25 protein-coding genes are annotated in these 25,862 nt (G+C 71.1%); 21 read left to right on the forward strand and 4 right to left on the reverse strand.

Annotation, left to right across the window (positions count from 1 at the left end; genetic code table 11):
* The first annotated feature begins 4 nt into the window (after positions 1 to 4).
* The 9 genes from VGW35_00510 (at position 5) to VGW35_00550 (ending at position 8,478) form a co-directional block, all read left to right on the forward strand.
* Positions 5 to 985, forward strand: a complete 981-nt coding sequence (locus tag VGW35_00510; GenBank protein ID HEV8306118.1) for a cation diffusion facilitator family transporter — start codon at positions 5 to 7, stop codon at positions 983 to 985.
* A 45-nt stretch (positions 986 to 1,030) separates the two neighbouring features.
* Entirely contained in the window at positions 1,031 to 1,717 is a 687-nt protein-coding gene (locus VGW35_00515) for a corrinoid protein (GenBank protein ID HEV8306119.1), read from the forward strand.
* Positions 1,714 to 2,631: a homocysteine S-methyltransferase family protein gene (locus tag VGW35_00520; protein HEV8306120.1), complete on the forward strand. Its 918-nt coding sequence runs from the start codon at positions 1,714 to 1,716 to the stop codon at positions 2,629 to 2,631. Before VGW35_00515 ends, VGW35_00520 begins: the two co-directional genes overlap by 4 nt.
* A 69-nt stretch (positions 2,632 to 2,700) precedes the next feature.
* The gene (locus VGW35_00525; GenBank protein HEV8306121.1) at positions 2,701 to 3,540 is read left to right on the forward strand and encodes an LLM class F420-dependent oxidoreductase; all 840 of its coding nucleotides are present in this window, start codon (positions 2,701 to 2,703) and stop codon (positions 3,538 to 3,540) included.
* Positions 3,541 to 3,579: 39 nt separating this feature from the next.
* Positions 3,580 to 4,029 (forward strand): nitroreductase family deazaflavin-dependent oxidoreductase, encoded by a 450-nt coding sequence (locus VGW35_00530; GenBank protein ID HEV8306122.1) that lies wholly within the window; start codon positions 3,580 to 3,582, stop codon positions 4,027 to 4,029.
* Positions 4,026 to 4,772, forward strand: a complete 747-nt coding sequence (locus tag VGW35_00535; protein ID HEV8306123.1) for a hypothetical protein — start codon at positions 4,026 to 4,028, stop codon at positions 4,770 to 4,772. The genes VGW35_00530 and VGW35_00535 overlap by 4 nt, the downstream gene beginning before the upstream one ends.
* A gap of 66 nt (positions 4,773 to 4,838) precedes the next feature.
* Positions 4,839 to 6,254 carry an adenylate/guanylate cyclase domain-containing protein gene (locus tag VGW35_00540; GenBank protein ID HEV8306124.1) on the forward strand — a complete coding sequence of 472 codons (1,416 nt, stop codon included), beginning with the start codon at positions 4,839 to 4,841 and terminating at the stop codon, positions 6,252 to 6,254.
* Positions 6,251 to 7,378, forward strand: a complete 1,128-nt coding sequence (locus VGW35_00545; protein ID HEV8306125.1) for a polysaccharide deacetylase family protein — start codon at positions 6,251 to 6,253, stop codon at positions 7,376 to 7,378. The genes VGW35_00540 and VGW35_00545 overlap by 4 nt, the downstream gene beginning before the upstream one ends.
* Positions 7,375 to 8,478, forward strand: coding sequence for a tetratricopeptide repeat protein (locus VGW35_00550; protein HEV8306126.1), 1,104 nt, complete (start codon positions 7,375 to 7,377; stop codon positions 8,476 to 8,478). The genes VGW35_00545 and VGW35_00550 overlap by 4 nt, the downstream gene beginning before the upstream one ends.
* A 246-nt stretch (positions 8,479 to 8,724) precedes the next feature.
* Here the strand turns inward: VGW35_00550 and VGW35_00555 are convergent, their stop codons facing one another.
* Entirely contained in the window at positions 8,725 to 9,651 is a 927-nt protein-coding gene (locus tag VGW35_00555) for a fumarylacetoacetate hydrolase family protein (protein ID HEV8306127.1), read from the reverse strand.
* 205 nt (positions 9,652 to 9,856) lie between these two features.
* On the opposite strand from VGW35_00555, the gene VGW35_00560 reads away from it, so the two are divergent.
* From VGW35_00560 to VGW35_00580, 5 genes are read left to right on the forward strand one after another with little or no spacing between them, the layout of a single operon-like run.
* The gene (locus VGW35_00560) at positions 9,857 to 10,879 is read left to right on the forward strand and encodes a 2-dehydropantoate 2-reductase (protein ID HEV8306128.1); all 1,023 of its coding nucleotides are present in this window, start codon (positions 9,857 to 9,859) and stop codon (positions 10,877 to 10,879) included.
* A 40-nt stretch (positions 10,880 to 10,919) separates the two neighbouring features.
* A complete protein-coding gene (locus VGW35_00565) occupies positions 10,920 to 12,539 on the forward strand; it encodes an ABC transporter substrate-binding protein (GenBank protein ID HEV8306129.1) in 1,620 nt (539 codons plus the stop codon).
* A 31-nt stretch (positions 12,540 to 12,570) separates the two neighbouring features.
* Positions 12,571 to 13,494, forward strand: a complete 924-nt coding sequence (locus VGW35_00570) for an ABC transporter permease (GenBank protein HEV8306130.1) — start codon at positions 12,571 to 12,573, stop codon at positions 13,492 to 13,494.
* Between the two features lie 3 nt (positions 13,495 to 13,497).
* Positions 13,498 to 14,283, forward strand: a complete 786-nt coding sequence (locus VGW35_00575; GenBank protein ID HEV8306131.1) for an SDR family NAD(P)-dependent oxidoreductase — start codon at positions 13,498 to 13,500, stop codon at positions 14,281 to 14,283.
* A complete protein-coding gene (locus tag VGW35_00580; protein HEV8306132.1) occupies positions 14,280 to 15,185 on the forward strand; it encodes an ABC transporter permease in 906 nt (301 codons plus the stop codon). Before VGW35_00575 ends, VGW35_00580 begins: the two co-directional genes overlap by 4 nt.
* Before the next feature lie 12 nt (positions 15,186 to 15,197).
* On the opposite strand, the gene VGW35_00585 is transcribed toward VGW35_00580, so the two are convergent.
* Entirely contained in the window at positions 15,198 to 16,796 is a 1,599-nt protein-coding gene (locus VGW35_00585) for a D-aminoacylase (protein ID HEV8306133.1), read from the reverse strand.
* 105 nt (positions 16,797 to 16,901) lie between these two features.
* Between VGW35_00585 and VGW35_00590 the strand changes: the two genes are divergently transcribed.
* The 7 genes from VGW35_00590 to VGW35_00620 all read left to right on the forward strand — a co-directional run bounded on the left by VGW35_00590 (position 16,902) and on the right by VGW35_00620 (position 23,707).
* Positions 16,902 to 17,519 carry a hypothetical protein gene (locus VGW35_00590; GenBank protein HEV8306134.1) on the forward strand — a complete coding sequence of 206 codons (618 nt, stop codon included), beginning with the start codon at positions 16,902 to 16,904 and terminating at the stop codon, positions 17,517 to 17,519.
* A gap of 124 nt (positions 17,520 to 17,643) precedes the next feature.
* Positions 17,644 to 18,207 carry a shikimate kinase gene (locus tag VGW35_00595; protein HEV8306135.1) on the forward strand — a complete coding sequence of 188 codons (564 nt, stop codon included), beginning with the start codon at positions 17,644 to 17,646 and terminating at the stop codon, positions 18,205 to 18,207.
* Entirely contained in the window at positions 18,204 to 20,060 is a 1,857-nt protein-coding gene (locus tag VGW35_00600) for a bifunctional homocysteine S-methyltransferase/methylenetetrahydrofolate reductase (GenBank protein ID HEV8306136.1), read from the forward strand. The genes VGW35_00595 and VGW35_00600 overlap by 4 nt, the downstream gene beginning before the upstream one ends.
* A 101-nt stretch (positions 20,061 to 20,161) precedes the next feature.
* On the forward strand, positions 20,162 to 21,133 hold the full coding sequence (gene msrP / locus VGW35_00605; protein HEV8306137.1) for a protein-methionine-sulfoxide reductase catalytic subunit MsrP: 972 nt from the start codon (positions 20,162 to 20,164) through the stop codon (positions 21,131 to 21,133).
* Positions 21,134 to 21,192: 59 nt separating this feature from the next.
* On the forward strand, positions 21,193 to 21,834 hold the full coding sequence (locus VGW35_00610; GenBank protein HEV8306138.1) for a protein-methionine-sulfoxide reductase heme-binding subunit MsrQ: 642 nt from the start codon (positions 21,193 to 21,195) through the stop codon (positions 21,832 to 21,834).
* A gap of 41 nt (positions 21,835 to 21,875) precedes the next feature.
* Positions 21,876 to 22,307 carry a CBS domain-containing protein gene (locus VGW35_00615; protein HEV8306139.1) on the forward strand — a complete coding sequence of 144 codons (432 nt, stop codon included), beginning with the start codon at positions 21,876 to 21,878 and terminating at the stop codon, positions 22,305 to 22,307.
* Positions 22,307 to 23,707, forward strand: coding sequence for an FAD-dependent oxidoreductase (locus VGW35_00620; GenBank protein HEV8306140.1), 1,401 nt, complete (start codon positions 22,307 to 22,309; stop codon positions 23,705 to 23,707). Before VGW35_00615 ends, VGW35_00620 begins: the two co-directional genes overlap by 1 nt.
* A 207-nt stretch (positions 23,708 to 23,914) precedes the next feature.
* Here VGW35_00620 and VGW35_00625 read toward each other — a convergent pair whose 3' ends face one another.
* Positions 23,915 to 24,727: a creatininase family protein gene (locus VGW35_00625; GenBank protein ID HEV8306141.1), complete on the reverse strand. Its 813-nt coding sequence runs from the start codon at positions 24,725 to 24,727 to the stop codon at positions 23,915 to 23,917.
* Between the two features lie 11 nt (positions 24,728 to 24,738).
* Positions 24,739 to 25,836: a Zn-dependent alcohol dehydrogenase gene (locus VGW35_00630; GenBank protein ID HEV8306142.1), complete on the reverse strand. Its 1,098-nt coding sequence runs from the start codon at positions 25,834 to 25,836 to the stop codon at positions 24,739 to 24,741.
* Between the last annotated feature and the right edge of the window lie 26 nt (positions 25,837 to 25,862).

Here is a 25,862-nt window from a genome sequence, read left to right on the forward strand (position 1 = left end):
GAGCATGAGGGCGAGCGCCGGCTCCTCGAAGGCTCGGGCCGAGACGGTCGCCATCGCGGGCGCCGGCAGCCTGGCCGCGCTGAAGCTCGGCACCGGCCTGGCCACGAACTCGATCGGACTCATCTCCTCGGCCATCGACTCCCTCATCGACGTCCTGATCTCGACCCTCAATCTCCTGTCCATCCGGATCGCCGACTCGCCCGCCGACGAAGGCCACCCCTACGGCCACGGGAAGGTCGAAAACCTCGCCGGGCTGGTCCAGGCCGCCGTGATCGCCGGGCTGGGCGCCTGGGTCATCTACGAGGCGGTCCGCCGGTTGCTCCTGGGTACGCGCCCGGAGAACACCGAGTGGGGCGTCGGGGTGATGGCGGCTTCCATGGGGGTGAGCTGGCTGATCACGCGCCATCTGCGGCAGGTCGCCGCCCGCACCGACTCGGTGGTGCTGCTGTGCGACTCCCTCCACTACGCGACCGACGTCTGGACCAACGCCGGCGTGCTGGCCGGCCTCGTGCTCCTGTGGCTCACGGGTGCCACCGTCTTCGATCCGCTCATCGCGATCGCGATCGGCGTGATCATCGTGCGGTCGGCCTACCTGATCGTGGCCCGGTCGGTGGCCGACCTGATGGACGCGGCCATCCCCGTGGACGAGCAGCGCGAGATCGAGCGCGTCATCCATCGCCACAAATTCGTCGTCTCCTTCCACGACCTCCGGACCCGCCGGTCGGGCTCCCAGCGGCAGATCGACTTTTCCGTGGTGCTGTGCCGGCACCTCCCGCTCGGCGAGGCCCACGATCTCGTCGACCACATCGAGAAAGAGATCGAGCGGACGATCCCCCGCTCCCACGTCGTCGTCCACGCCGAGCCGTGTATGCCGGAGTGTCGGCTGACCGACCTGTGCGTCCTCTGGAGCAAGCAGGAGGATCTCCTGGCCCACGACCCGCGGCGCGAAGACAAGGCGGTCGTGGAGCCTCCGGGGACGGGCTGACGCCTTGTCGGGCCGTGTCGCCCGTGATACAAAAGGGCCAGAACGATGGCGAGCGGCAAGGACGGAACCTACGACTACCCGCGGATCGCCCGCGCCTTGATCCTGGGCGACAAGGACACCGTGGGCCGGATGACCCGGGAAGGGCTCGACCTGGGCCTCGATCCCAAGGAGATCATCTTCAAGGGCCTCATCCCGGGCATGGACGTCGTCGGCGAGAAATTCCGCCGGAACGAGTACTACGTGCCCCAGGTGCTTCTATCGGCGCGGGCGATGTACGCCGGGCTCGACCTGCTCAAGCCGCTGATCACGGCCGCCGCCACCAGCGAGTATCTCGGTACCGTCGCCATCGGGACCGCGCAGGGCGACCTCCACGACATCGGGAAGAACCTGGTGGCCATGATGCTCGAGGGCGCGGGGTTCCGCGTGGTGAATCTCGGCCGCGACGTGGCGCCCGAGGTGTTCTGCAAGGCCGTGGAGGAACATGGCGCCAACATCGTCGGGATCTCGGCGCTCATGACGACGACGATGCCAGCCATGAAGCGGACGATCGACGCCCTGACCAAGGCGGGGCTCCGCGACCGGGTCAAGGTGATGATCGGCGGGGCGCCGGTGAGCCAGGCGTTCGCCGACGAGATCGGGGCCGACGGCTACGCCAGGGATTCGACCCTGGCCGTCGTGAAGGCCAAGGAACTGACCGGGGCGCCGGTGAAAGGCGCCGCCCAGAGGCGGTGAGCGGTCCTACGTCCAGGGGCAAGGAGTGGCTCGAGCGGGTCCGGAGCGGGGACCTCCTCGTCTTCGACGGGGGGTACGGGACGATGCTGTTCGCGGCCGGCCTCCTCGACGGCGCCTGCCCCGAGCTCTGGAACGATACCCATCCCGACGTCGTCCGCGGGATCCACCAGGCCTACTTCCAGGCGGGCTCCGACTTCGTCGAGACCAACACCTTCGGCGGCACCCGGCTCAAGTTCGGCGCCTACAAGATCGCCGAGCGGACGCGCGAGCTGAACGAGAAAGGGGCGCGCCTGGCCCGGGAGGTCTGCCCGCCACCGGGGTACGTGGCGGGGTCCATCGGCCCGACCAGCCACATCGTGGAGCCCTACGGCGACGTCACCGAGCAGGAGCTCTACGAAAGCTTCCGGGAACAGGCCGAGGCTCTCGCCGAGGGCGGCGTGGACCTGTTCGCGGTCGAGACCATGATGTACCCGGAGGAGGCGCTGGCCGCCATCCGGGCCTGTAAAGACGCCAGCGGGCTCCCCGTCATGGCCACCATGTTCTTCATGTACGAAGACCTCCACGACCGGGACCGAACGATGTGGGGCGAGAGTCCCGGCGAGGTCGCGCAGAAGCTCATGGCCGGCGGTGCCGACGTGGTGGGGATGAACTGCGGCCGGGGGCCGGACCGGGCGATCGTCATCATCCGCGAGATGCGGGCCGTCACCGACGCCCCGCTGGTGGCGTACCCGAACGCGGGGCTCCCGATCACGACCGGGGACCGTGTCACCTACGAGCTGGGCCCCGAGGAGATGGCCCGCGATTACCCGGCGCTCCTCGACGCCGGCTGCAACGTGGTCGGCTCGTGCTGCGGCTCCACGCCGGAGCACATCCGGCTCATCGCCGACACGGTCCGCGCCCGCCAGCGGCGGTAGATCGCGGCCGGGGGCTCTCGGGGTCGTCGCCCCGGACGCCCGTCATCGTCTCACACGCGAGGAGAGCGTATGAACACCGGCGCCTTCATCTTCGCCACCGACTACGCGATCCGGATCGACGAGCTGGCGCGCGCCCTGGAGGAGCGCGGGTTCGAGTCGCTCTTCCTGCCCGAGCACACCCACATCCCCGTGAGCCGCCGGACGCCGTTCCCCGGCGGCGGCGCGCTCCCCAAGGAGTACATGCACACCCTCGACCCCTTCGTGGCGTTGACCGCCGCCGCTGCGGTCACCACGCGGCTCCGCCTCGGAACCGGCATCTGCTTGATCATCCAGCGCGACCCGATCATCACCGCCAAGGAGGTGGCGAGCCTCGACCTCCTCTCGAGCGGACGCTGCCTGCTCGGGATCGGTGCCGGCTGGAACGCCGACGAGATGGAGAACCACGGCACCGTGTTCAAGACGCGCTTCCGGCTCATGCGCGAGCGCGTCCTGGCCATGAAGGCGATCTGGACGCAGGACGAGGCGGCCTTCCACGGCGAGTTCGTGAACTTCGACCCGATCTGGCTGTACCCCAAGCCCGTCCAGACGCCGCACCCGCCCGTCCTGCTGGCCGGCGAGAGCGGCCACACCCTCCGGCGCGTGGTCGAGTTCGGCGACGGCTGGTTTCCACGCGGCCGGGCCGGAGAGGCGGCCATCCTGGCCGGGCTCGACGACCTCCGGGCCCGGGCCGCCCGCGCGGGCCGCGACATGAAGACGATCTCGGTGTCCGTCTTCGGCGCCAAGCCGGACGCCGCCACGCTCGACCGCTACGCGGCGGCCGGCGTCACCCGCGCGATCCTGCGCCTGCCCTCCGAGGGGCGCGACACGATTCTCCCGTTGCTCGACCAGTACGCGAAGCTCATCCGGTAGCCCGCGCCGCATGGGAACCGGTGGGCCCGCCCAGGCACGATGGCGGCGACGTACCGACTGGGCTGCTGGCGCCGGGTGGCGAACGTGCTCGTGCGCGCCCTGCTCCGCTGGGGACTGGGGCCGCCGCGCACGTACCTCCTGACGGTCCGCGGGCGCGTCACCGGGCGTCCCCACTCGACGCCGGTGACCCTCGTGGAAGAAGGCGGGTTGCGCTGGCTGGTCGCGCCCTACGGCGAGGTCGGCTGGGTACGCAACGCTCGAGCCGCCGGCGAGGTGATGCTCAGCCGAGGCAGTCGATCCGAGCGGGTGACGGTCTTCGAGCTGGAGCCGGCCGAGGCCGCGCCGATCCTGCGGCGATACCTGACGCAGGTGCCGATCACGCGACCGTTCTTCGACGTCAGGCCGGCCTCCGGGCTCGACACCTTCGCCGCCGAAGCCCCCCGCCACCCGGTGTTCCGCATCGTCAGGGTGGACAACGAGCCCCCGTGAGCGGGGCGCCCCCGCTGCTCGACCCCGCGCCGGTCGTCCTGCGACGGGTTCCCCTCCGTATCGACCCCGCCGAGGTCCGCGCCTTCCAGGCGTACAAGCCTCCGCTGCCGCTGGCGCCGTCCGAGCTCACCACGCGGCTCGAGGCGGCCGGCCGAGAGGCGGCGGCGCTGATCGAGCCGCGACTCGGATATCGGACGGTCGCCGTCACCGAGGCGGGACCGGATACGCTGACCCTGGCCGATGGCCCGCGCCTCCACATCCCCGACATCGGCCGTCACTGGGGGGCGGTGGATGCCGTGACCGTCGGGGTTGCCACGATCGGGGAGGCGGCGGAGGACCGGGTCCGGGCGCGCCGGGAGGCCGGCGACTTCCTGGGCGCGACGCTTCTCGACAGCGCCGCCTCGGCCGCCGTCGAGTGCCTCGCCGAGTGGGCGAACGACTACCTCTGCCAGCTCGGCGTGGCGGCCGGGCTCGCGGTGACCAACCGGATCAGCCCCGGGCTCGCCGGCTTCGGCCTCACCGAGCAGTCGCTCCTGCTCGGACTCTGTCCGGCGGGCGAGGCGGGCGTGTGGCCCGAGCCCGGCGGGACCCTCCGGCCTGCCAAGAGCATCTCGTTCCTGGTCGGCATCGGGCGAACCGCGCGCCTGGACCACTACTTCGTCCAGTGCCGCCGCTGCTGGGCTCGGGACTGTCCGGCCCGTCGCCTGGCCGCGATCACGACGGTTCACCGAGGGGACCATTGACGGACGCGGCGGGCTCCATGATACGTTCAAGGGTCCCCGGAGAGCCGTCGGGGACGGGAGGGAGCGATGGCGGAGGGCCAGCCGGCTGCCGGGGCGGAGGAGGTTCGAGTCGGCCTGTCGCTTACGTCCAAGCTCAGCCTCCTCATCACCGTCCTCCTCGTCGCCACCGTCCTCCTGGTCAGCGCGATCCAGCTCCGCCAGACGCAGCGGGAGCTGACGGCCGAGATGACCAAGCGCGGGCTGACGATCGCCACCCACCTGGCCGCCAGCGCCAAGAACCCCATCCTGACGAACGACGAGCTCACCCTGACCCTCCTGGTGAAGGAGGCCCTGCAGGACCCCGACGTGGCCTACGTCATCATGGTCGATCACGAGGCGCGGATCGTGGCCCACCGCGACCTCGGCCTCATCGGGCGGCCGGTCGAGCGGCCGGGCGAGCTGCGGCCCCTCGCCGGTGAGCTCCTGGTCCAGACATATGCCGACCCCAAGCTCGGCCGGCTCATCGACTTCGCCGTCCCCCTGGTCTTCAGCAAGGTCCCGGTCGGCGCCCTCTACCTCGGCTTCAGCCAGCGGTCCATCGAAGCCGCCGTCGCCAAGGCCCGGAACCAGGCCATCCTGATCAGCGGTGTGATGATGCTGGTCGGGATCGGCGGGGCCGTGGCCCTCTCGGGCGTCCTCTCGCGTCCGATCCTGCGGCTCGTGGAGGGGACGCGGGCCATCGCGGCCGGGAACTTCCAGGTCTCCCTGGCCATCGCGGCGCGAGACGAGATCGGCGTCCTGACGGAGTCCTTCAACCGGATGGCGAAGAGCCTCCGCGAGAAGGAGATGATCAAGCGGGCCTTCAGCCGATACGTGGCCCGGGAGGTGGTGGACGAGATCCTGAAAGATCCGGAGCACCTGGTGCTGAAGGGGGAGCGGCGCGACGTGACCGTGCTCTTCTGCGACATGCGCGGCTTCACCAGCCTCTCCGAGCACCTGCCGCCGGAGGAGGTCGTCCTGCTCCTCAACCAGTTCTATACCCTGATGATCGACACCACCTTCAAGTACGACGGGACCCTCGACAAGTTCCTCGGTGATGGCGTGATGGCGATCTTCGGGGCGCCGATCGCGCACCCGGATCATGCCATCCAGGCGATCCGGGCCGCCCTGGCCATGCAGGCCGGCGTCCTCGAGCTCAGCGAGAAGCGGGTCCGGGACGGGAAGGCCCGGGTGACGGTCGGCATCGGCGTCAGCGCCGGGGAGGTGGTGGCCGGGACGGTGGGCACCGAGGACCGCATGGAGTACACGGTCGTCGGTGACAGCGTGAATCTGGCCTCCCGACTCCAGTCGGAGGCCAGGGCCGGCCAGATCCTGATCAGCCGGCGGACGCATGAACGGGTGGAACGGCTGGTGGAGGCGCGCACCCTCGGCATCCTCAAGGTGAGGGGCCGGGAAGAGTCGGTCGAGGCCTTCGAGGTGCTGGGGCTGGTGCCCGTCGCGTGAGGGACCGAGCGCGGGCGCGCCAGCCCGGGCCCCTCACGCGGCTCCTCGCGACGGCGGGCGCGGGACTCCTGGTGGCGGCCTGCGGAGCATTTCCGCCGAAGACGCCGACCGCCCCCGCGGCCACGCCCTCGCCCGGCGGGAAATCGGGCCCCGCCGCACCGGCGCCCGAGCCCGCTTCCCCCCTGGCGGTGACGCCCGAGGCTGGTCCAGCGCCGCTCCCCGAGATCTTCGAGTCCGACGAGTTCATCGTCACCTTCGCCAAGGCGGGAGAGACGGCGGAGCGGCTGGCCGAGAAGCTTCTCGGAGACCCGACCAAGGCCTGGGTGATCGAGGACTACAACGGGACGGCCAGCTTCTCCCCTGGTCAGGAGGTGGTGATCCCCAAGCGATCCTGGAACCTGGCCGCGGTCGATCCCTCCGGGTACCAGATCGTGCCGGTCCTCGTGTACCACAACATCGGCCCCGAGGCGAAGGGCCGGCTCGTCCTCGCCGCCCAGACATTCGAAGAGCAGATGCGGTACCTCAAGGCCCAGGGGTATCGCGTCGTGAGCCTCAGCGAGCTCTACGACTTCATGTCCTTCAAGCGCCAGCTCCCCCGCCGCGCCGTCGTCATCACCTTCGACGACGGTTACAAGTCCTTCCTCCAGTACGCCTACCCGCTCCTGAAGGAGCTGGGGTTCATGGCCACGCTCTTCGTCTACACGGACTACGTCGGGGCCGGACGCAACGCGCTGAGCTGGGAAGACCTCCGGCGCCTGGCCCTGGAGGGCTTCGACGTCCAGGCGCACTCCAAGACCCACGGGGACCTCCGGCGGAAGCCCGGCGAGTCGGACGAGGAGTACGGCCGGCGCATGCAGCTGGAGCTCGGCTATCCCCAGACCCTGTTCCAGCGCTATCTCGGGCGGTCGGCGCGGATCCTGGCCTACCCCTACGGCTACCACGACGAGAGCCTCATGCAGAGGGCCAGGGAGTTCGGGTACACGGCGGCGTTCACCGTGCGCCGGGAGGGGAACCCGGCGTTCGTGTCCCCGTTCAGGGCCCACCGGAGCCAGATCCACGCGGACATGAGCCTCGCCGACTTCGTGAAGAACCTGACCATCTTCAGCCAGGAACCCGCCAGGTGAGCCCTCGCGCCGCGCTCACGGGCCTGGCCCTCGCGCTGGCCGTCGGGGCCTGCGCAGCGCCCGCCTCCAGAACCGCGAGGCCCGAGGTCACGCCGGCCGCCCCGCGGATTTCGACCGAGGCCCTGGTGGCCGCTCATCGGGCGAAGGCCGAGGGCCTCGAGCGGGACGGCAACCTCCTGCGGGCCCGCGACGAGTGGGCGATCGCGCTCACCATCAATCCGAACGACCGCACGTCCCGCGTGCGGCGCGACGCGGTGGAGAGCCGGATCGAGCGGGCGACGGCCGACCGGGTCCGGCAGGGTCGGGACGCGCTCGCGCGGGGCGCCCACCTGGAGGCCCGCCGGCACTTCCTGGCGGCGCTGGCCCTGGATCCGCGCAACGCGATCGCCTTCGAGGCGCTCCAGAATCAGGTGAAGGATGTCCGGTTCGTCACCTACACCGTGCGGCGCGGGGATAGCCTGCCGGCGCTCGCCGAGCGGTACTACGGGGATCGCTCGCGGGCCGAGGTCATCGCGGAGACGAACCAGCTCGCGCCCAATGCCCGCCTCGTGCCGGGGAGGGCGCTGCGCATCCCCGAGATCCCCGGCGTGCCCTTCGTCCCGGTTGAGGCGCGCCCGCCGGCGCCGCCCGCCGAGCCCGTCGAGGTCGACCCGCTGCTGCTCGAGGCCCGCGAAGCCCTGGGGAAGGGCGAGTACGCGGTCGCCCTGGCCGACGTGGACAGGCTCCTGGCCGGCAACCCCCAGAATCCCGAGGGGCTCGACCTCAAGAAGGCGATCCTCTACGGCCTCGGCAAGGCTCAGCTCCAGCAGCAGCGGTACGCGGACTCCTATCAGACACTGACCCAGCTCGCCCGGCTGGCGCCGACCTACCAGGACACGGCGGCGCTCCTGCGCCAGGCTCGGGACCGGCTCGTCCTCCAGCACTACAACCAGGGGCTGCGTCTCTATCGGGAGGAGAAGCTGGAGGAGGCGATCGCCGAGTGGCGGCTCGCCCTGGAGCTCGACCCCCAGCACGTGAATGCTCGGCGGAACCTCGAGCAGGCCGAACGGGTCCTCCGGGGCCTCGAGCAGCGCCGGCGGTCGACCGCCCCGGGAAAGTAGCGGGAGCGGGCAGCCAGAGGATCTGCCTCCAATTTCCCTCTCCCCCACCGGGGGGGCATCGCCGATGGCCCTGACCACGTCGCTACATTCGCCGATCAGGGTGAGAAGCTTCGAATCGACCGCGCGCCACGGCTCGCTCAGCCGCCGACGGTTGGTGTTCCGCTCCGAGCGGCGGCTTCGCCGCCGCCACCCCGCTTTCCTGGGGGAGGCTTCGGAGGGGGCCGCACAGGCCCCCTCCGATGGATTTCAGGCGTCGGCGACCGGGTTCTCGATCGAGCCGAGGCCCGTGATCTCCATGCGCACCACGTCGCCAGCCTTGAGGAGGACCGGGGGCTTCCGCGAGAAGCCGACCCCGGCCGGCGTCCCGGTGGCGACGATGTCGCCCGGCATCAGGGTGAGGTGGGCGGAGAGATAGGCCACCAGCACGTTGATGTTGTAGATCAGGTTCTTCGAATTGCCGTGCTGGAGGCGTGTGCCGTTCACCCACGTCGAGAGCTCCAGCCCGTGGGGATCGGGAATCTCGGCACGGTCCGCGATCCAGGGACCCATCGGCGCGAAGCTGTCGCAGATCTTCCCCGCCATCCACTGGGTCGTCATGAACTGGAAGTCGCGCGCGCTGACGTCGTTGATGATGGTGTAGCCCCAGACGTAGTCGAGGGCATTCTCCTGCGCGACGTCCTTGGCCTGCCGCCCCATGACGAAGGCCAGCTCGACCTCGTAGTCGAGCTGGTGGCAGCCCCTGGGCCGGACGATCGGCGCTTTGCAGTCGATGATGGCGGTCGGGAACTTGGCGAAGAGCGGAGGCTCCTTGGGAATCGGGCTGTTGGTCTCCTGCGCGTGATCGGTGTAGTTGAGGCCGATGCAGATGAACTTTTCGGGGTCGTGGAGCGGCGCGTGGAGCTTGACGGCCGACAGGGGATGGGTGGTCCACTGGAGCCGGCCGGCGCGCACGGCGTCGTCCATCGCGGCCAGCGCGTCCTCCGCGCCGGCCCCGGCGCCGAGAGCGCTCCGCGTGCTCGGCGGGAAGAGCGCGTGGGCAAGCTCGCCGGCGCGAACCACGCCCCGCGCGGCGAGGTACCGGTGGTAGGTCTCACCGAGGCATCGGACCTGGTCGCCGACCAGACTGCCGAGCCGGGGAGGCGAGCCGTGGACGGAGTAGCGGACGAGCTTCATGGGGATCTCCTGGGCCTGGGAGTCTCGGGCCGAGACTGTGGGGTTATTATCCGCGGTGCTCCTCGGGTGTCAAGCCGCCCGGTCACCGCCGCTCGGTCCGGGGCCCGCGATCTCCAGGCTGCGCTCGGCGTCGGGTCTGGGTGCCGCTCCGTGCGGGCCGGCTCGCTTGACGCCTCCGAGGCGCTGTGATACTTCGGGGACCACCATGGTCACCGTCTTCGGAGCCGGGGCGATCGGCGGCGTCACCGGAGCCGCGCTGGCTCGCGCCGGCCACGACGTCCTCCTCGTCGACGCCAACGAGCCCCACGTGGCGGCCATGAATGCGGACGGCCTGACGGTGGACGCCCCCGAGGGCGGCTTCACCGTTCGCGTCCGGGCCGTCGCCCCGGCCGCGCTCGGCGACGACCTCGATCTCGTCCTCCTCGCCGTGAAGGCCCAGCACACCGCGGACGCCCTGGAGATCCTCGTCCCGCGGCTCCGCGAAGCCGGCGCGATCGTGTCGCTGCAGAACGGCCTGAACGAGGAACTGATCGCCGCCCGGGTAGGTCGCGACCGCACGGTCGGCTGCCTCGTGAACTGGGCGGCTGACTGGATGGCGCCCGGGCGGATCCAGCACGGCGGGAGCGGCGCCTTCGTCCTGGGCGAGCTCGACGGCTCCATCACCCCTCGCGCCAAGGACCTGGCGATGCTCCTCAGCGTCGTCACCGAGACCCGGATCACCGACAACATCTGGGGCTACAAGTGGGCCAAGCACGTCTACAGCGCCCTCCTGGTGGCCACCGCCCTCGTCGACGCGCACATCTACGAGGTCGTGGAGCGCTCGCAGCCGGTCGGCCGGATGCTGGTGGCGCTCGTGGCCGAGGGCATGGCGGTGGCGGAGGGCGTCGGGGTGCGGCTCGAGGCCTTCGACGAGTTCGACCCGACCTGGTACTGGGCGGGGGTGGCCGGGGACGACGACGCCGTCACCCAGTGCATGGCCGCGATCGCCGGGCATTACCGCGCCCACACGAAGACCAAGACCGGCATCTGGCGGGATCTGGCCGTGCGCCGGCGCAAGACGGAGGTCGAGGCGCACCTCGGGTCGACGCTGGCCAAGGCCGACGCGCTCGACATTCCCATGCCGCTGACCCGCCGCCTGCTGGAGCTGATCGGGGAGCTGGAGACCGGGCGCCGCCGGATGGGGTGGGACAACGTGGACGAGCTGGTCGCGCTGGCCGGGACGGCCTGAGCGGCGAGGCTGGGGCTCGGGAAGGAAAGGAGAGGCATCGATGACCATCTTGGCTGGCCGGCGGTTCCGGGGCGGTCGTCGCCTGAGCGCGGGTCTGGTCTGGTCGCTCGCCGGCGCCCTGATGCTGGGCGCGCTCGCCGGCCCCGCCCTCGCCCAGAAGCGGGGCGGGACGCTGACGATCGTGCGGCCCACCGATCCCGTCTCCCTGGATCCGCAGCTCGAGACCACGGCGCCGGGGGCCTGGGTCTACTACAACATCCTGGAGCCTCTCCTCACCCTCGACGAGAAGATGCAGGTCCAGCTCAAGCTGGCCGCGGCCTACGAGGTCCTGTCGCCGACGAAGGTCCGCTTCAAGCTGCGCCCGGGCGTGAAGTTCCACGATGGCACCCCGCTGAACGCCGCCGCTGTCAAGTTCACCTTCGAGCGCGCGCTCAAGGGAAGCCCGCCCGCCCGCTGGGCGAGCCTGGCCGGCTCGCTGGCCGGGGCCGAGGTCGTGGACGACCTCACCGTCGACGTCGTGACCAGCGAGCCCTATGGCCCGATCCTGAGAACGCTGGCGATGATCTACACCGGCATCGTCTCGCCCACCGCCGTGCAGAAGCTGGGAGCGGACTTCAGCCGGGCGCCGGTAGGGACCGGGCCCTTCAAGTTCGTCGAGTGGAAGACGAACACCCACGTCATCATCGAGCGCAACCCGGACTACTGGGGCGACAAGACGCCGCTCGACCGCGTCGTCTTCAAGGTCGTGCCCGAGGAGGGCGCGCGGATGATCGCGCTCCAGACGGGCGACGCCGACATGGTGCTGCTCCCGTCGCCGCCGCAGCTGCCGGCGCTCAAGCGGGACCCGAAGTTCACCGTGCACGAGGTGGTGGGGGGCCGGGTGGTCTTCGTCGGGATGCACGCGGGGCTTCCGCCGCTCGACGACGTCCGTGTCCGCACGGCCCTGCTCTACGCGGTGGACCGGAAGGCGATCCTCGACAACATCATGGAGGGCTCGGCGGTGGCGGCGCGGGGGGTGCTGGCGCCGGGGGTGTTCGGCTTCAAGGACCTGCAGCTGGACCAGCTCTACCCGTTCGACCGGAGCCGGGCGAAGGCCCTGCTCGGGCAGGCGGGCTGGACGGCGGGGCCCGACGGGATCTTGACCAAGGGGGGCCAGCGGCTGAGTCTGACCTGGATCGCGGCGCGGGGGCGGTACCCGAAGGACGGGGAGATCACCGAGGCGGTGCAGGCGATGCTCCGGGAGGTGGGGGTCGAGGCCAAGGTGGAGTTCCGCGAGTGGGCGGCGGTGTTCACCCAGCTCCGGGGGGCCTCGCTGAACCAGCATCTCTTCACCCTGGGCTGGGTGACGACGAACGCGGACGCCGACTACTCGCTCTACGCCCTGTTTCACTCGAAACAGGTCCCGCCGACGGGCTGGAACACCTCGCGCTATGCCAACCCGCGGGTCGACACGCTGGTCGAGCAGGCGCGGCGGAGCCTGAACCAGGCGGAGCGCGAGAAGCTCTACGGGGAGGTCCAGGACATCCTGGCCAAGGAGATGGTCTGGATCCCCGTCTACAACACCAAGGAGATCGTGGTGACCCGCGCCCACGTGAAGGGCTTCACGGTCCATCCGGTGGAGTACAACCTGGGGCTCTGGAAGACCTGGCTGGACAAGTAGCCCCCGGCTCCCGCTCGGCCCTGTCCCGGACATGCTCACGTTCATCGTCCGCCGTCTGCTGCTGGCCATCCCCGTGCTCCTCGGCGTCATCTTCGTCGTCATGCTGACGGTCGAGCTGATCCCCGGGGACGCGGTCACGCTCATGCTCGGCGAGCACGCGACCAAGGAGGCCGTCGAGAGGCTCCGCGACTTCCTGGGCCTGGACCGGCCGCTCCTGGCCCGTTACGGCCAGTACCTCGGGAAGCTCGTCCGCGGAGACCTCGGTCGGTCGATCCAGCAGAATCGCCCCGTCGTCGACGAGCTGGCCGAGGCGTGGCCGGCCACCGTCGAGTTGGCCGTGGCCGCGCTCCTGCTGGCGGCGGCCGTGGGGGTCGCGGCCGGCATCGTCTCGGCCGTGTGGCCGAACTCGCTGTTCGACGCGGTGGCGCGGCTGGGATCGCTGTTCGGCCTGTCGATGCCCGTCTTCTGGACCGGCCTCGTCCTCATCGTCGTCTTCGCGCTGTGGCTTCCGTGGTTCCCGGTCGGCGGAAGCGGTTCCGCCTCGCATCTCGTGCTGCCCGCCGTCACGCTCGCCCTTCCTTCGATTGCCATGATCGCGCGCATGACGCGCTCGAGCGTGCTGGAGGTCCTGCGGGAGGACTACGTCCGGACCGCCCGGGCCAAGGGCGTCCGGGAGCAGTGGGTGGTGATGAAGCACGCCCTCCGGAACGCGACGATCCCGATCCTCACGCTGGTCGGGCTCCAGGCGGGCCAGCTTCTGGGGGGCGCGGTCCTCACCGAGACGGTCTTCGCCTGGCCGGGGCTCGGCCGCCTCATGGTGAAGGCGATCTTCGCCCGCGACTACATCCTGCTCCAGGGCGCCGTGCTCGTCTTCGCGCTCGCCTTCGTGGTCGTGAACCTGCTCGTGGACCTGTCGTACGGGGCTCTGGACCCGCGGATCTCCCGTCAGGGCTGAACGATGGGAGCCGAGCGTCTCGCCGGTCGCGTCGCCATCGTGACGGGCGCCGCCCACGGGATCGGGCGGGCCATCTGCGTCGAGCTGGCCCGAGCCGGGGCATCGGTCTGGGCCTGCGACGTCCTGGACGAGGAGCTGGCCGGCACCCGGCGCGCGGTCGAGGAGGGCACGGGCCGGCCCTGCCGGACCGCGCTGGTCGACGTCACCGACCCGGCTCGGGTCACCGCCTTCGTCGACGAGGGGGCGGGCCCCGAGGGTCGGGTCGACATCCTCGTGAACACCGCCGGGGGCGTGGCCGGCCAGACGATGCGCCCGGTCGAGGAGGTCTCGGACGCCGACTGGCACCGCATCTTCGCCATCAACCTGGACGGGGCCTTCCACTTCACGCGAGCCGTCGCCCCGCGGATGAAGGCCGGCCGCCGCGGGAGCATCGTCAACATCTCCTCGGGAGCCGGGCGCTCCCACAGCCTCACCGGCATCCAGGCTTACGCGAGCGCCAAGGCCGGTCTCATCGGGTTCACCCGGCAGACGGCCCGCGAGCTCGGGCCCTACGGGATCCGGGTCAACTGCGTCGCGCCGGGATTCATCCGGTCCAACCCGGCCTCCGAGCGCCAGTGGCAGGCCATGGGCGAGGAAGGGCAGCGGCGGCTCCTGGAGTCGCTCGCGCTCCGGCGCCTGGGGCAGCCGGAAGAGGTCGCCCGGGTCGTGGTGTTCTTCGCCTCCGACGACGCCGCCTACGTCACGGGGCAGACCATCAGCGCGGATGGCGGCCACTGGATGCTCGGATGAGCGCCGGGCCCGTGGCTGGCGTCGCAGTGGCGGCGCTGCCGGCGGTCGAGCGGCGGGGCGCGACCCTCCTCGGAGACGCCTGGCGCCGCTTTTGCCGAAACCGCCTCGCCCTGATCGGCCTCGCGGTCGTCACCGTGCTCCTGGCCGCGGCGGTGTTCGCGCCCTGGCTGGCGCCCTACGATCCCGGGAAGCAGAGCCTCTTCGAGAAGCGGGCCCGCCCGGGCGCGAAGTACGTGCTGGGGGCCGACGAGTTCGGGCGCGACATCCTCTCCCGCGTGATCTACGGAAGCCGGGTCGCCTTGCTGGTGGGCACGCTCTCGGTGGCCATCGCGCTGCTGGCGGGCCTCGCCCTCGGGAGCCTGGCCGGGTTCGTCGGCGGGTGGGTCGATGCCACGGTCATGCGTGGGATCGAGGTGTTGCTGGCCTTCCCGTACCTCCTCCTCGCCATCGCCGTCGTGTCGGCCCTGGGCCCCGGCGCCCTCAACACCACGATTGCCGTCGGGATCTGGGGCGCGCCGCCGGTCACGCGCATCGTTCGCGGCTCGGTGCTGGCGTTGAAGGAGACCGAGTACGTCAGCGCGGCCCGGGCGCTGGGAGCGCCGAGCCTGATGCTGATCGGCCGGCACATCCTCCCGAACGTCCTGCCGACGGTCGTCGTCTACGGAACGCTCTTCATGGCGAACGCGATCCTGGTCGAGGCGGCCCTGTCGTTCCTGGGACTCGGGGTCCAGCCCCCGACGCCGTCGTGGGGTCTCATGGTGTCGATGGGCCGCGACGTTCTCCTGGTGGCGCCCCACGTCGCGACCATCCCGGGGCTCGCCATCATGGTCGCCGTCCTCGGCTTCAACCTGGTGGGCGACGGCCTCCGCGACGCCCTCGACCCCCGCCTGCGCGGCGCCTGAAGCGCCTTCCCGTCAAGACCGTCGGAGCACCCGGCCCGGCAGGCTGCCGGTGTGCTCGCCGTCGCGGATCACCAGGCGGCCGTTGACCAGGACGTGCTCGATGCCGCGGGGGTACTGGTGGGGCGCCTCGTACGTCGCCCGGTCCTCCACCGTGCGCGGGTCGAAGACCACGAGGTCCGCCCGGGCGCCGACCCGGATCACGCCCCGGTCCGCGAGTCCCAGCCGTCGGGCGGGAAGCCCCGTCATCTTGTAGATCGCCTGCTCGAGCGCGAGGACGCCCTCGTCCCGGCTGTAGCGGCCGAGCACCCGCGGAAAGGTGCCGTAGTTACGCGGATGCGGCATCCCCTGCGCGAGCTCGCCGGAGGCCGCGAGCGCTGACCCGTCGGAGCCGATCATCACCTGGGGGTGGGCCAGCACGCGCCGGACGTCCGCCTCGTCGAGCTGGAAGAGGATCATGGACGCCTTGCCGCGCTCCGCCTCGATCAGCCGGAGCGCCGCCTCGGACGGCGCCAGGCCCCAGGCCCGGCCGAGCTCCGAGAGGCGCCGCCCTTCCGCGTCGCGGCGGGTCGGGGCGTAGGCGATCATGATCGCGTCCCAGCCCACGTTGGCCGCGAAGTTCTCGCGGCTGCCGGTCCCGGCCTCGACCTCGGCCGTGATCCGGGCGCGCGTCGTGGAGTCGGCCAGGCGCGCCAGGGTCGCCTCGATGCCGCCCTCCAGCGCCCAGTCGGGCAGCAGGGTGCGAAGCGTGGTGCTCGAGGCCGTGTAGGGGTAGGCGTCGGCCGTGACGTCGAGGCCGTCCGCCCGGGCGCCGTCGATGAGCGCGAGGGCCTCCGTCACCTTGCCCCAGTGGAGGCGCCCCGCCGCCTTGAGATGGCTCACCTCGACCGGCAGCCCGCCCTCGCGGCCGATCCGGATCGCCTCGCTGACGGCGTCGAGCAGCGTCGTTCCCTCGCCGCGGATGTGGCTCGCGTAGAAGCCGCCCCCGCGCGCCGCCACGCGCGCCAGCTCCACGATCTCGCCCGTGTCGGCGAACGAGCCCGGGGCGTAGATGAGCCCGGTGGACAGGCCCCAGGCGCCGCCCTCCAGGCTTTCCGCCACCAGCCGGCGCATCGTGTCGAGCTCGGCAGCGGTGGGGGGACGGCGGGCGAACCCCATCGCCGCGATGCGGAGCGTTCCATGCCCCACCAGCTGGACCACGTTGAGGGCGCAGCCGTCCCCCTCGAAGCGGTCGAGGTACTCGCCGACCGAACGCCACGAGAGGTCGAGGCCCGGCGGAATGTAGAGGGCGAAGCCCCGGAGATCCTCCCGGAAGGCCGGGTTGACCGGGGCCGGCGAGAAGCCGCAGTTCCCCACTACCTCGGTGGTGACGCCTTGCCGGATCTTGGACTCGGCTCGGCGGTTGCCCCAGAGCCGCCAGTCGGAATGGGAGTGCATGTCGATGAACCCCGGCGCCAGCGTGCGGCCGTGAGCGGGGAGGGTGAGCCCGGCCGGCTCGCGCGCGAGGTCACCGACCGCGGCGATCATCGCGTCGCGGATCCCCACGTCGGCCTGGAACCCCGGAGCGCCGGTCCCGTCGACGACGGTGGCGCCCTCGATCTTGGCGTCGAGCATGCGCGGGTATCCTCGGCCGCCGGCCCGGGTCCCGTCAAGGCCCCGCGACGACGGTTCGCGTGGTCCCTCCGGCTTACGGTATCCTCGGATCAGGAGGATCCCACCATGCAGGAGCCCGGGCGTGACACCGTCGCCGAACGCCTGACCCGCCTCGAGCGCGAGAACCGCCGTCTCAAGCACATGGTCGCGGCCGGCCTCGTCGGGTTGGTGGCCGTCCTCCTGATGGGGCAGGCCCCGGTGGCTCAGGCGCCGAGGATCGTGGAGGCCGAGCGCTTCGTGCTCCGGGATCCGAGCGGAAACGTCCGCGCCACGCTGAGCGTGACGTCGGAGGGGGGAACCGGCCTGAGCCTCATGAACAAGGACGGCACCGTCGGCGCCCTGCTGGTGACGGTCGACGCGGGCTCGGCGCTCGCGCTGGGCGATCCCCATGGGGCCGTGCGGATCGAGCTCGGAAAGACGGCGGAGGCCTGGGGCCTGAGCCTGCGCGACCCCCGCGACGTCCCGCGCGCCAAGCTCCTCGCCCGGGAGACCGGCTCGCATCTGGAGCTGTTCGACGCGAAGGGCATACGGAGGGTGTCGCTGCCGGCCGTCTCCACGGCTACCAGGGGGGCTGCCGCGCCCGAGGCCCGGACGCCACCGGGGAAGCCGAAGGCGCCGGGTGCGGCGCCACGCGCCACGCCCCGGCCGGAGGCTCCGCCGGCCCCGCCGCCCTTGACCCGCTGACGACCCCGCGCCTCGGCGCTCGAAAAAAAATGCGCGGGGCGTGGCTCGCCCCGCGGACGATCTCCGTGTCAGCTTGCCGACACCCTCGAGGGGAAGGCCCGCCCCGCGTGCTATCATCGCAGCCATGGGTCCCGGGCACGAAGCCTCGCGGAACGTGATCCTGGTGGGCTTCATGGGTGCAGGGAAGTCCACGGTCGGGCGCGTCCTCGCCCGCCGGCTCGGCCTCTGCTTCGTCGAGACCGACGACATGATCACCGGCGGGGAGGGGAGGTCGATCCCCCAGATCTTCGCCGAGCACGGCGAGACCTACTTCCGGATGCTCGAGGCCGCCGCCATGGACGCCCTGATGGACAAGCACGGGCACGTGATCGCCACCGGCGGAGGCCTCCCGTGCCGCCCCGGCGCGATGGAGCGCTTGAAGGCGCTCGGCACCGTCGTCTGGTTGGCAGCCGACTTCGACGCGCTCTACCAGCGGGCCGGCCGCGTCGGCAGCCGGCCGATGCTGGCCGGCCGCTCCCGCGACGAGGTCGCGGCGCTCTACGAGACGCGCAAGAGCTGCTACAGCCAGGCGCACCTCGCGATCGAGACGACGCGCCTCGGCGTCGACGCCGTGGTGAGCCGGATCCTGCGCCACCTGCGCGAGCGCGGCCGCCGGGTGACGCCTGGGGTGGCGAGGCCCGTCCCGTGAGCCATCCGCTGCTCGAGCGACTGGCGGAGGGCCCGCTCCTCGCCGACGGGGCGATGGGCACCATGCTCTACGCCCGCGGCGCCCCCCTGGACGCCTGCTTCGACGTGCTGAACCTGCACGATCGGAAGGTCGTCCAGTCGATCCACGGGGAATACCTCAGCGCCGGCGCCGACCTCCTCGAGACGAACACGTTCGGCGCCAACCGCTTCAAGCTGGGCGTCCATGGTCTCGAGGGCCGGGCCCGCGAGATCAACCGCGAGGGGGCCCGCCTGGCCCGCGACGTCCGCGAGACGATGGGGCGCGACGTCTTCGTGCTCGGGTCGGTGGGACCGCTCGGCAAGTACCTCACCCCGCTCGGCACCGTGACCGAAGAGGAGGCCCTGGCGGCCTTCCGCGAGCAGGCCGAAGGGCTCCTCGAGGGCGGCGTCGACGGCTTCGTCGTCGAGACCTTCTCGGACCTGCGCGAGATCGGACTGGCCGTCCAGGCCATCCGGGCGGTGTCGGCCGACCTTCCCGTCATCGCCCAGATGGCGTTCAACGAGGACCGTGTGACCTTCGTGGGCCACGCGCCGGCCGACGTGGCGCGCGAGCTCCGGACGCTACCGGTCCAGCTCATCGGCGCCAACTGCTCGGTCGGCTCGAGCGTGCTCTACGACGTCCTGGTCCTCCTCCAGCAGGCGGCGCCCGAGCGCCCGATCGCCATTCAGCCGAACGCCGGCCTGCCGAGCCGGGTCGGCGAGCGGCTCATCTACCTCTCGTCGCCGACGTACATGGCGGACTACGCGGGGCGCATGCTCGACGCCGGGGCCCGGCTGGTGGGCGGCTGCTGCGGGACGACGCCGGCTCACGTCCGGGCCATGCGCGAGGCCGTGGATCGCCACGTCCCCGACGCCGCCCGCGCGCGGCGTGGCATCTTCATCACCCCGGCGGCGAGCCTGGCCGCCGAGGCGGCCCCCGTCGGCGCCACGGCCGAGCCCACCCGGCTCGAAGCGCGGCTCATGGCGCGGGAGTTCCTGGTCACCGTGGAGCTCGACCCGCCGCGCGGGCACAACATCGAGAAGCTCGTTCAGGGGGCCAAGCTCCTGGCCGAGCGCGGCGTCGAGGTGGTCGACATCAATGACGGCTCGCTGGGGCGCGTCCGGATGTCCGTGCTGCCGACCGCGATCGTGGTGCGGGAAGCGACCGGCCTCGACATCAACATGCACTTCACCTGTCGCGATCGGAACCTGATGGGCATCCAGGCGGATCTCCTGGGGGCCCACGCCCTCGGCATCCGGAACATCCTGGCCATGACCGGCGATCCGCCCCGAGCCGGCGACTACGTCAACGCCACCGCCGTGTTCGACGTCGACGCCATCGGGCTCGTGCGGATCGTCAAGGGGATGAACGGGGGCGTGGACGCGACCGGGAACTCGATCGGGGAGCCCACGGCCTTCGTGATCGGGGTCGCCCTCGACCCCGGGGCGCCGGACCCGGAGCGGGAGGCCGATCGGTTTCGCCAGAAGGTCGAGGCCGGCGCCAGCTGGGCCCAGACCCAGCCGATCTACAACCTGGCCCAGCTCGAGCGCTTCCTCTCGCGGCTCGGCCGGGTCCCGGTCCCGATCGTGGTGGGGATCCTGCCCCTCCATTCCTGGCGTCACGCGGAGTTCCTCCACAACGAAGTACCCGGGATCAGCATTCCCGATGCGGTCCGCGCCCGCCTCCGACAGGCCGGCGATCATGCCCTGCGTGTCGGGATCGAGACCGCCCAGGACATCCTGGCCGAGGTGCGCGGCCGCTACGCCGGGGCCTACCTCATGCCGTCGTTCGGGCGCTTCGAGGTGGTCGCCGAGGTCCTCGACGTCCTCCGCTGACGCCTCCCCTGGCGCGGCCGGGTTTGACATCCCCGTGACAACCACTCGCCGGCCGGGCGTACACTCGTAGGAGACGGATCCCAGACAGGGAGGAGGTCTCGATGCTGATCCGGCGAGCTCCCTACGCGAGGATGTTCACGTGGTCGGAGGTCACCGACCACCGGCTCTACCTGAACCGGCGGGCTTTCATGGCCGGCGCGGCGGCGCTGGCCCTGGGCGCCGGCGAGCGGGCGGAGGCGACGCCGAAGCCCCCGACGCCCGGGGCGCCCCTCAAGGCGGCGCGGAACGCGGGCCTGAGCTCGACCGAGCCGGCCACCAAGTTCGAGGCGGCCACCACCTACAACAACTTCTACGAGTTCGGCGTCAACAAGGAGGATCCGGCCGAGAACGCCCACCTCCTCCGCCCGCGGCCGTGGTCCGTCAAGGTCGAGGGCCACGTCGCCAGGCCTCGGACCTACGACATCGACGAGCTCCTCAAGCTGGCCCCCCTCGAGGAGCGGATCTACGCGCTCCGCTGTGTCGAAGGGTGGTCGATGGTGATTCCCTGGATCGGGTTCCCGCTCAGCGCGCTGCTCAAGCGGGTGGAGCCCACCAGCCAGGCCAGGTACGTGGAGTTCACGACGCTCCTCGATCCCGAGCAGTTCCCCAGCCAGCGCAAGGGCTTCTTCAACTTCACCAGCCTCGACTGGCCGTACGTGGAGGGCCTGCGGCTCGACGAGGCGCTCCACCCGCTGACGCTCCTGACCGTCGGGATGTACGGGCAGGTGCTGCCGAACCAGAACGGCGCCCCCATCCGGGTGGTCGTGCCGTGGAAGTACGGATTCAAGAGCGCCAAGTCCATCGTCCGCATCGGGCTCGTGAGCGAGGAGCCGAAGAGCGCCTGGAACAAGGCCGCTCCCCAGGAGTACGGCTTTTACTCCAACGTGAACCCGACCAAGGACCACCCCCGCTGGAGCCAGGCGACCGAGCGCCGGATCGGCGAGTTTCGGCGCCGCAAGACGCTCATGTTCAACGGCTACGCCGAGCAGGTCGCTTCGCTGTACGCCGGGATGGACCTGAACAAGCACTACTAGACCCGGGGGCCGGGCCGCCCACCGAGCCGGGTGGCGGGCCGACGACTGAGGACGACGGGATGCGACGGCTCTCGGCCCGGATCGCGCTGAAGAGCGGCGTGTGGGCCGCCTGCCTCACGCCGCTCGCGCTCGTCGTCTACTGGACGGTCGCCGACGACCTCGGCATCAACCCGATCGAGGCGGTCACCCGGTGGCTGGGCGTCTGGACGCTCCGGCTGCTCCTGCTGAGCCTCACCATGACCCCGCTGCGCCTCCTGTTCGGCCTGTCGTGGCCGATCACGCTGCGCCGCCTGCTCGGGCTCTTCGCCTTCTTCTACGCGACGCTGCACTTCGGGGTCTGGATCGTCGTGGACCACTTCTTCGACTGGCCGACGATGGGGGCCGACATCGCCAAGCGGCCCTACATCATGGCCGGCCTGGGGGCCCTCGTCATGCTCGTCCCGCTGGCCGCCACGTCCACGGCCGGAATGGTGAAGCGACTCGGCGCCCCGGCCTGGCGGCGCCTCCACCGGCTCGCCTACCTGGCCGCGGTCCTGGCCGTCCTCCACTTCCTGTGGCTGGCGAAGGTCGGACGGGTCACCCCCTTCCTCTATGCCGCGTGGCTTGCGCTCGTCCTCGGGATCCGGCTGTGGGCCGCCGCCCGGCGGATCGTCGCGCGGCGCCGCCGGCGCCGGGCGGAGGCGGACGCCGTCCCGGCCTGACTCCGAGCAGTGACTCCCCGGAGGCGATGCAGGAGGCAGACATGAACATCGCGAGCATCCTCTCAACCAAGGGCATCAAGGTCTTCACGGTCCGGCCGGAGCAGTCGATCCGGCAGGCGCTCGCGCTGCTCGCCGAGCACAACGTGGGGGCGCTGGTCGTCGTGGACGAGACCAACCGGCCCGTCGGGATCGTCTCGGAGCGCGACATCGTCCGGGAGGCCGCCCGGAACGAGCAGCTCTTCTCCCGCATCGTCGGGGAGATCATGACCAGGGATCTCGTGGTCGGAGTGCCGCAGGACGACCTGAAGTCGGTCGGCCACACCATGACCGAGAAGCGGATCCGGCACCTGCCGGTGGTCGACCAGGGGAAGCTCGTCGGCATCGTCTCCATCGGGGACATCGTGAAGACGCAGCGGGACCAGTACGAAGGCGAGGTCGACACGCTGCAGACCCAGATCCTCGAGGAGCACTGATGGCGGCCCCCGGCACCGAGGCCGACCCGCTCCGCGTCGCCATCGTCGGGGCCGGGCCGACCGGGTTCTATGCCGCGGAGCAGCTGTTCAAGCCGCCCGGGCTCGTCGTTCGGCTCGACATGTTCGACCGCGTGCCGACGCCCTACGGGCTGGTCCGGGCCGGCGTGGCGCCCGATCACCAGAAGATCAAGTCGGTGACGGTCGCCTTCGACCGGATCGCGGCCAATCCCCGCTTCCGGTTCTTCGGGTCCGTCGAGCTCGGCAAGCACCTGACCCGGGACGACCTGCGCGACCACTACCATCAGATCCTCTACACGACCGGGGCCCAGACCGATCGGCGGATGGGCATCCCGGGTGAAGATCTCTCGGGGAGCCACGCCGCGACCGAGTTCGTCGCCTGGTACAACGGCCACCCCGACTACCGGGACTGCCAGTTCGACCTGAGCCAGGAGCGCGCGGCGGTGGTCGGCGTGGGCAACGTCGCCATCGACGTCGCCCGCATCCTCTGCCGCTCCCCGGAAGAGCTGGAGGCCACCGACATCGGCGAGCACGCCCTCGAGGCCCTGCGCCGCAGCCGGATCCGGGAGGTGTACCTGCTCGGGCGCCGGGGACCCGCTCAGGCGGCCTTCACCAACCCCGAGCTCAAAGAGCTCGGCGAGCTGACGGCGGCCGACATCGTGGCGCTCCCCGAGGAGGTCGAGCTGGATCCGCTCACCCGGGCCGAGCTCGAGCGCACCCAGGACCGGATCACGCTCAAGAAGGTGGAGATCCTGCAGGGCTACGCCGCGCGCAAGCCGGCCGGCAAGCCCCGCCGGCTGATCCTGCGCTTCCTGGTGTCGCCGGCCGAGCTCACCGGCGACGAGGCCGGCCGCGTCGTGGCCATGCGCCTCGTCCGCAACGAGCTCTTCACCACTCCGGCCGGGACGTTACAGGCGCGGCCGACGGAGCGGTTCGAGATCCTGCCGGTCGGCCTCGTCTTCCGGTCGGTCGGCTACCGGGGAGTGCCGCTGCCCGGCGTGCCGTTCAACGAGAAGTGGGGCGTGATCCTGAACGAGAAGGGACGGGTGATCGACCCCGAGACGCAGGCGCCCGTGGTCGGCGAGTACACGGCTGGCTGGATCAAGCGGGGCCCGACCGGCGTCATCGGCACCAACAAGCCGGACGCGGCCGAGACGGTGGCCTGCATGCTGGAGGATCTGGCCCGCGGGGCGATCCTCCGGCCGGCCCATCCCGAGCCCGCCGCCGTCGAGGCCCTCGTCCGGCAGCGGCAGCCGCACTACTTCTCGTACGCGGACTGGCGCCGGCTGAACGAGCTGGAGGTCGCCCGGGGCCAGCCGGCCGGACGGCCCCGGATCAAGTTCACGCGCGTCGAGGAGATGCTGGCCGCGCTGGGCCGCTAGATCTTTCGGGGGGGTCTCGGAAGACCCCCCGATGCCCCCCCGTCGTGGCGGCGGCGAAGCCGCCGCTCGGAGCATTCCTCGATGTACCACGCGCTCGGTGGTCGGCGCCGGGTTACCCCGGCGCACCGATGGGCGGGTGCCGGGCGCCTACGGCGGCTGGCCCAAGCTCGCGCTAAACCGCGCGTGATGGCTGCGTGGTGCCCCGCACTACCAGCGGATGTCGCGCTGGACAGGCAGCCGGTGCTGGTCCTGGCGGGCCTCGATCGGCCAGCTCCGGAACTCCTCCAGCCAGATGAGCATCTCCTTCATGATGATCTCGAGGATCCGGCGGCCTTTCTCGGCGGTGGCCTTCGTCGGGTCGCCGTGGACGCCCGTCTTGGTCCAGCGGCCCCAGAAGTCGTTGAAGCGGACGGCCGTGGTGCTGTCCGAGGTCATCGTCCGGCCGACCCGGTCGTTGTCGGCTACCGCCTTGTCGAGCTGGACGCGCTCCCCGGCGAAGTGCAGGTAGAGCGAGGTCTCCCACTCGTCGGCGTGGGCGTATACCCCGGTCTCCAGGACCTTCAGGCTCTCGTCCCGCCCCATGTTGTAGTAGCCGAAGGCGCAGCAGAGGGCGGGGGTCTCGAGCACGGTCCGGCGCGCGATCAGGTCCACCATCGGCATGTTGGAGCCGTGGCCGTTGACGACCGCGATTCGCTTGAAGCCGTGATAGGCGACGCTCTTGGTCACGTCCACGCAGAAGTCGATGAAGTGCTGCGGCTCGACGTGGATGGTGCCCGGGAAATCGAAGTGGTGCATGTTGAGGCCGTAGGGAATCCCGGGCAGCACCAGCACCGCGCCGGGAGCCCGGCGGGCCAGCTCGCGACAGACGGACTCGGCCAGGAACAGGTCGGTGTCCAGCGGCAGGTGAGCTCCGTGTTGCTCGGTGGAGCCGGTCGGCAGGATGACGACCTTTTCCCGCTCGATGGCGTCGTTCATCTCGGGCCAGGTGAGCTTGTTGTACTCCCACATGTCACGGGCCACGGCTCCCTCCCTCACTGGTAGACGATGACGCTCCGCTTGACCTCCCCCTGCTGGAGGAGATCGAAGGCGTGGTTGATCTCCTCGAGGGGAAGACGCCGGCTGATCAGCTCCCGGACCTTGAGCCGGCCGTCCATGAACAGGTCGATGAGCAGGGGCAGGTCGACCTTCTGGCGCGAGCCGCCGAACGAGCTGCCGGTCAGCACACGCTCCTGCAGGAGCATTCCCGGGTCGATCGAGAGCCGGGTGCCGGCCGGGGAGAGTCCGATCACGACCGCCATGCCGCCGCGATGGACGGCGTGAAAGGCCTGCTCGATGGTGCGCTGGGTACCGACGACCTCGAAGGCGAAGTCGGCGCCGCCGTGCCCGGCCAGCTCGTGGATGCGGGCGACCGGGTCCTCGCGGGCCGCGTCGACCCGGTGGGTCGCCCCGAACTCCTCGGCCCAGGCGAGCTTCTGGGGGAGGACGTCCACCGCGATGATCTTCGCCGCGCCCATGAGCCGCGCCGCCTGGATGACGTTCAGCCCGACGCCGCCGCACCCGAACACGGCGACCGTGCTGCCCGCCGGCACCCTGGCGCGGTTCATCACGGCGCCGGCGCCGGCCGTGACGGCGCAGCTCACCAGGCACACGACGTCGAGCGGGGCGTCCCGGCGGATCGGGATCACCCCGTGCTCCAGGAGCACCGCGTGGGTGGCGTAGGAGGAGACCTGGAGGAAGTGGTTGAGCGCCTGGCTCCCCTTGCGGAAGCGGGAGGTGCCGTCGAGCATCAGGTGGCGCGGCTTGTCGCGGAGGGCACAGAGGTTCGGGCGGCCGACGATGCAGTACCGGCACGTGCCGCACGACGGGATGTAGCTCGTGACGACGTGATCGCCCGGCCGGACCCACTCGACCCCCGGTCCCACCTTCTCGACGACGCCGGCGCCCTCGTGGCCGAGCACGACCGGCAGCGGGTGCGGCAGATCGCCGGTGATCACGTGGAGGTCGCTGTGGCAGATCCCGCTCGCCACGTACCGGACCAGCACCTCGTGCGGTCCCGGCTCGAGGACGTCCACATCTTCGACCACCAGGGGTTGCTTCAGCTCGTACAGGACGGCGGCTCTGGCGCGCATGAGCTCCTCCCTGTGTGCCGCGCCCA

The organism is Candidatus Methylomirabilota bacterium, from assembly GCA_036005065.1.
In the GTDB taxonomy this organism is placed as follows: Bacteria; Methylomirabilota; Methylomirabilia; order Rokubacteriales; family DASRDR01; genus DASYQW01.

What these genes read in the sequence shown, in the direction of transcription:
- VGW35_00570 (HEV8306130.1), top strand. Translation starts at nt 12,571, where the DNA reads ATGCTCACGTTCATCGTCCGCCGTCTGCTGCTGGCCATCCCCGTGCTC.
- VGW35_00585 (HEV8306133.1), bottom strand. Translation starts at nt 16,796, where the DNA reads ATGCTCGACGCCAAGATCGAGGGCGCCACCGTCGTCGACGGGACCGGC.
- VGW35_00620 (HEV8306140.1), top strand. Translation starts at nt 22,307, where the DNA reads ATGGCGGCCCCCGGCACCGAGGCCGACCCGCTCCGCGTCGCCATCGTC.
- msrP (HEV8306137.1), top strand. Translation starts at nt 20,162, where the DNA reads ATGCTGATCCGGCGAGCTCCCTACGCGAGGATGTTCACGTGGTCGGAG.
- VGW35_00525 (HEV8306121.1), top strand. Translation starts at nt 2,701, where the DNA reads ATGAACACCGGCGCCTTCATCTTCGCCACCGACTACGCGATCCGGATC.
- VGW35_00595 (HEV8306135.1), top strand. Translation starts at nt 17,644, where the DNA reads ATGGGTCCCGGGCACGAAGCCTCGCGGAACGTGATCCTGGTGGGCTTC.
- VGW35_00630 (HEV8306142.1), bottom strand. Translation starts at nt 25,836, where the DNA reads ATGCGCGCCAGAGCCGCCGTCCTGTACGAGCTGAAGCAACCCCTGGTG.
- VGW35_00610 (HEV8306138.1), top strand. Translation starts at nt 21,193, where the DNA reads ATGCGACGGCTCTCGGCCCGGATCGCGCTGAAGAGCGGCGTGTGGGCC.
- VGW35_00615 (HEV8306139.1), top strand. Translation starts at nt 21,876, where the DNA reads ATGAACATCGCGAGCATCCTCTCAACCAAGGGCATCAAGGTCTTCACG.
- VGW35_00560 (HEV8306128.1), top strand. Translation starts at nt 9,857, where the DNA reads ATGGTCACCGTCTTCGGAGCCGGGGCGATCGGCGGCGTCACCGGAGCC.
- VGW35_00510 (HEV8306118.1), top strand. Translation starts at nt 5, where the DNA reads ATGAGGGCGAGCGCCGGCTCCTCGAAGGCTCGGGCCGAGACGGTCGCC.
- VGW35_00590 (HEV8306134.1), top strand. Translation starts at nt 16,902, where the DNA reads ATGCAGGAGCCCGGGCGTGACACCGTCGCCGAACGCCTGACCCGCCTC.
- VGW35_00565 (HEV8306129.1), top strand. Translation starts at nt 10,920, where the DNA reads ATGACCATCTTGGCTGGCCGGCGGTTCCGGGGCGGTCGTCGCCTGAGC.
- VGW35_00575 (HEV8306131.1), top strand. Translation starts at nt 13,498, where the DNA reads ATGGGAGCCGAGCGTCTCGCCGGTCGCGTCGCCATCGTGACGGGCGCC.
- VGW35_00555 (HEV8306127.1), bottom strand. Translation starts at nt 9,651, where the DNA reads ATGAAGCTCGTCCGCTACTCCGTCCACGGCTCGCCTCCCCGGCTCGGC.
- VGW35_00580 (HEV8306132.1), top strand. Translation starts at nt 14,280, where the DNA reads ATGAGCGCCGGGCCCGTGGCTGGCGTCGCAGTGGCGGCGCTGCCGGCG.
- VGW35_00540 (HEV8306124.1), top strand. Translation starts at nt 4,839, where the DNA reads ATGGCGGAGGGCCAGCCGGCTGCCGGGGCGGAGGAGGTTCGAGTCGGC.
- VGW35_00515 (HEV8306119.1), top strand. Translation starts at nt 1,031, where the DNA reads ATGGCGAGCGGCAAGGACGGAACCTACGACTACCCGCGGATCGCCCGC.
- VGW35_00530 (HEV8306122.1), top strand. Translation starts at nt 3,580, where the DNA reads ATGGCGGCGACGTACCGACTGGGCTGCTGGCGCCGGGTGGCGAACGTG.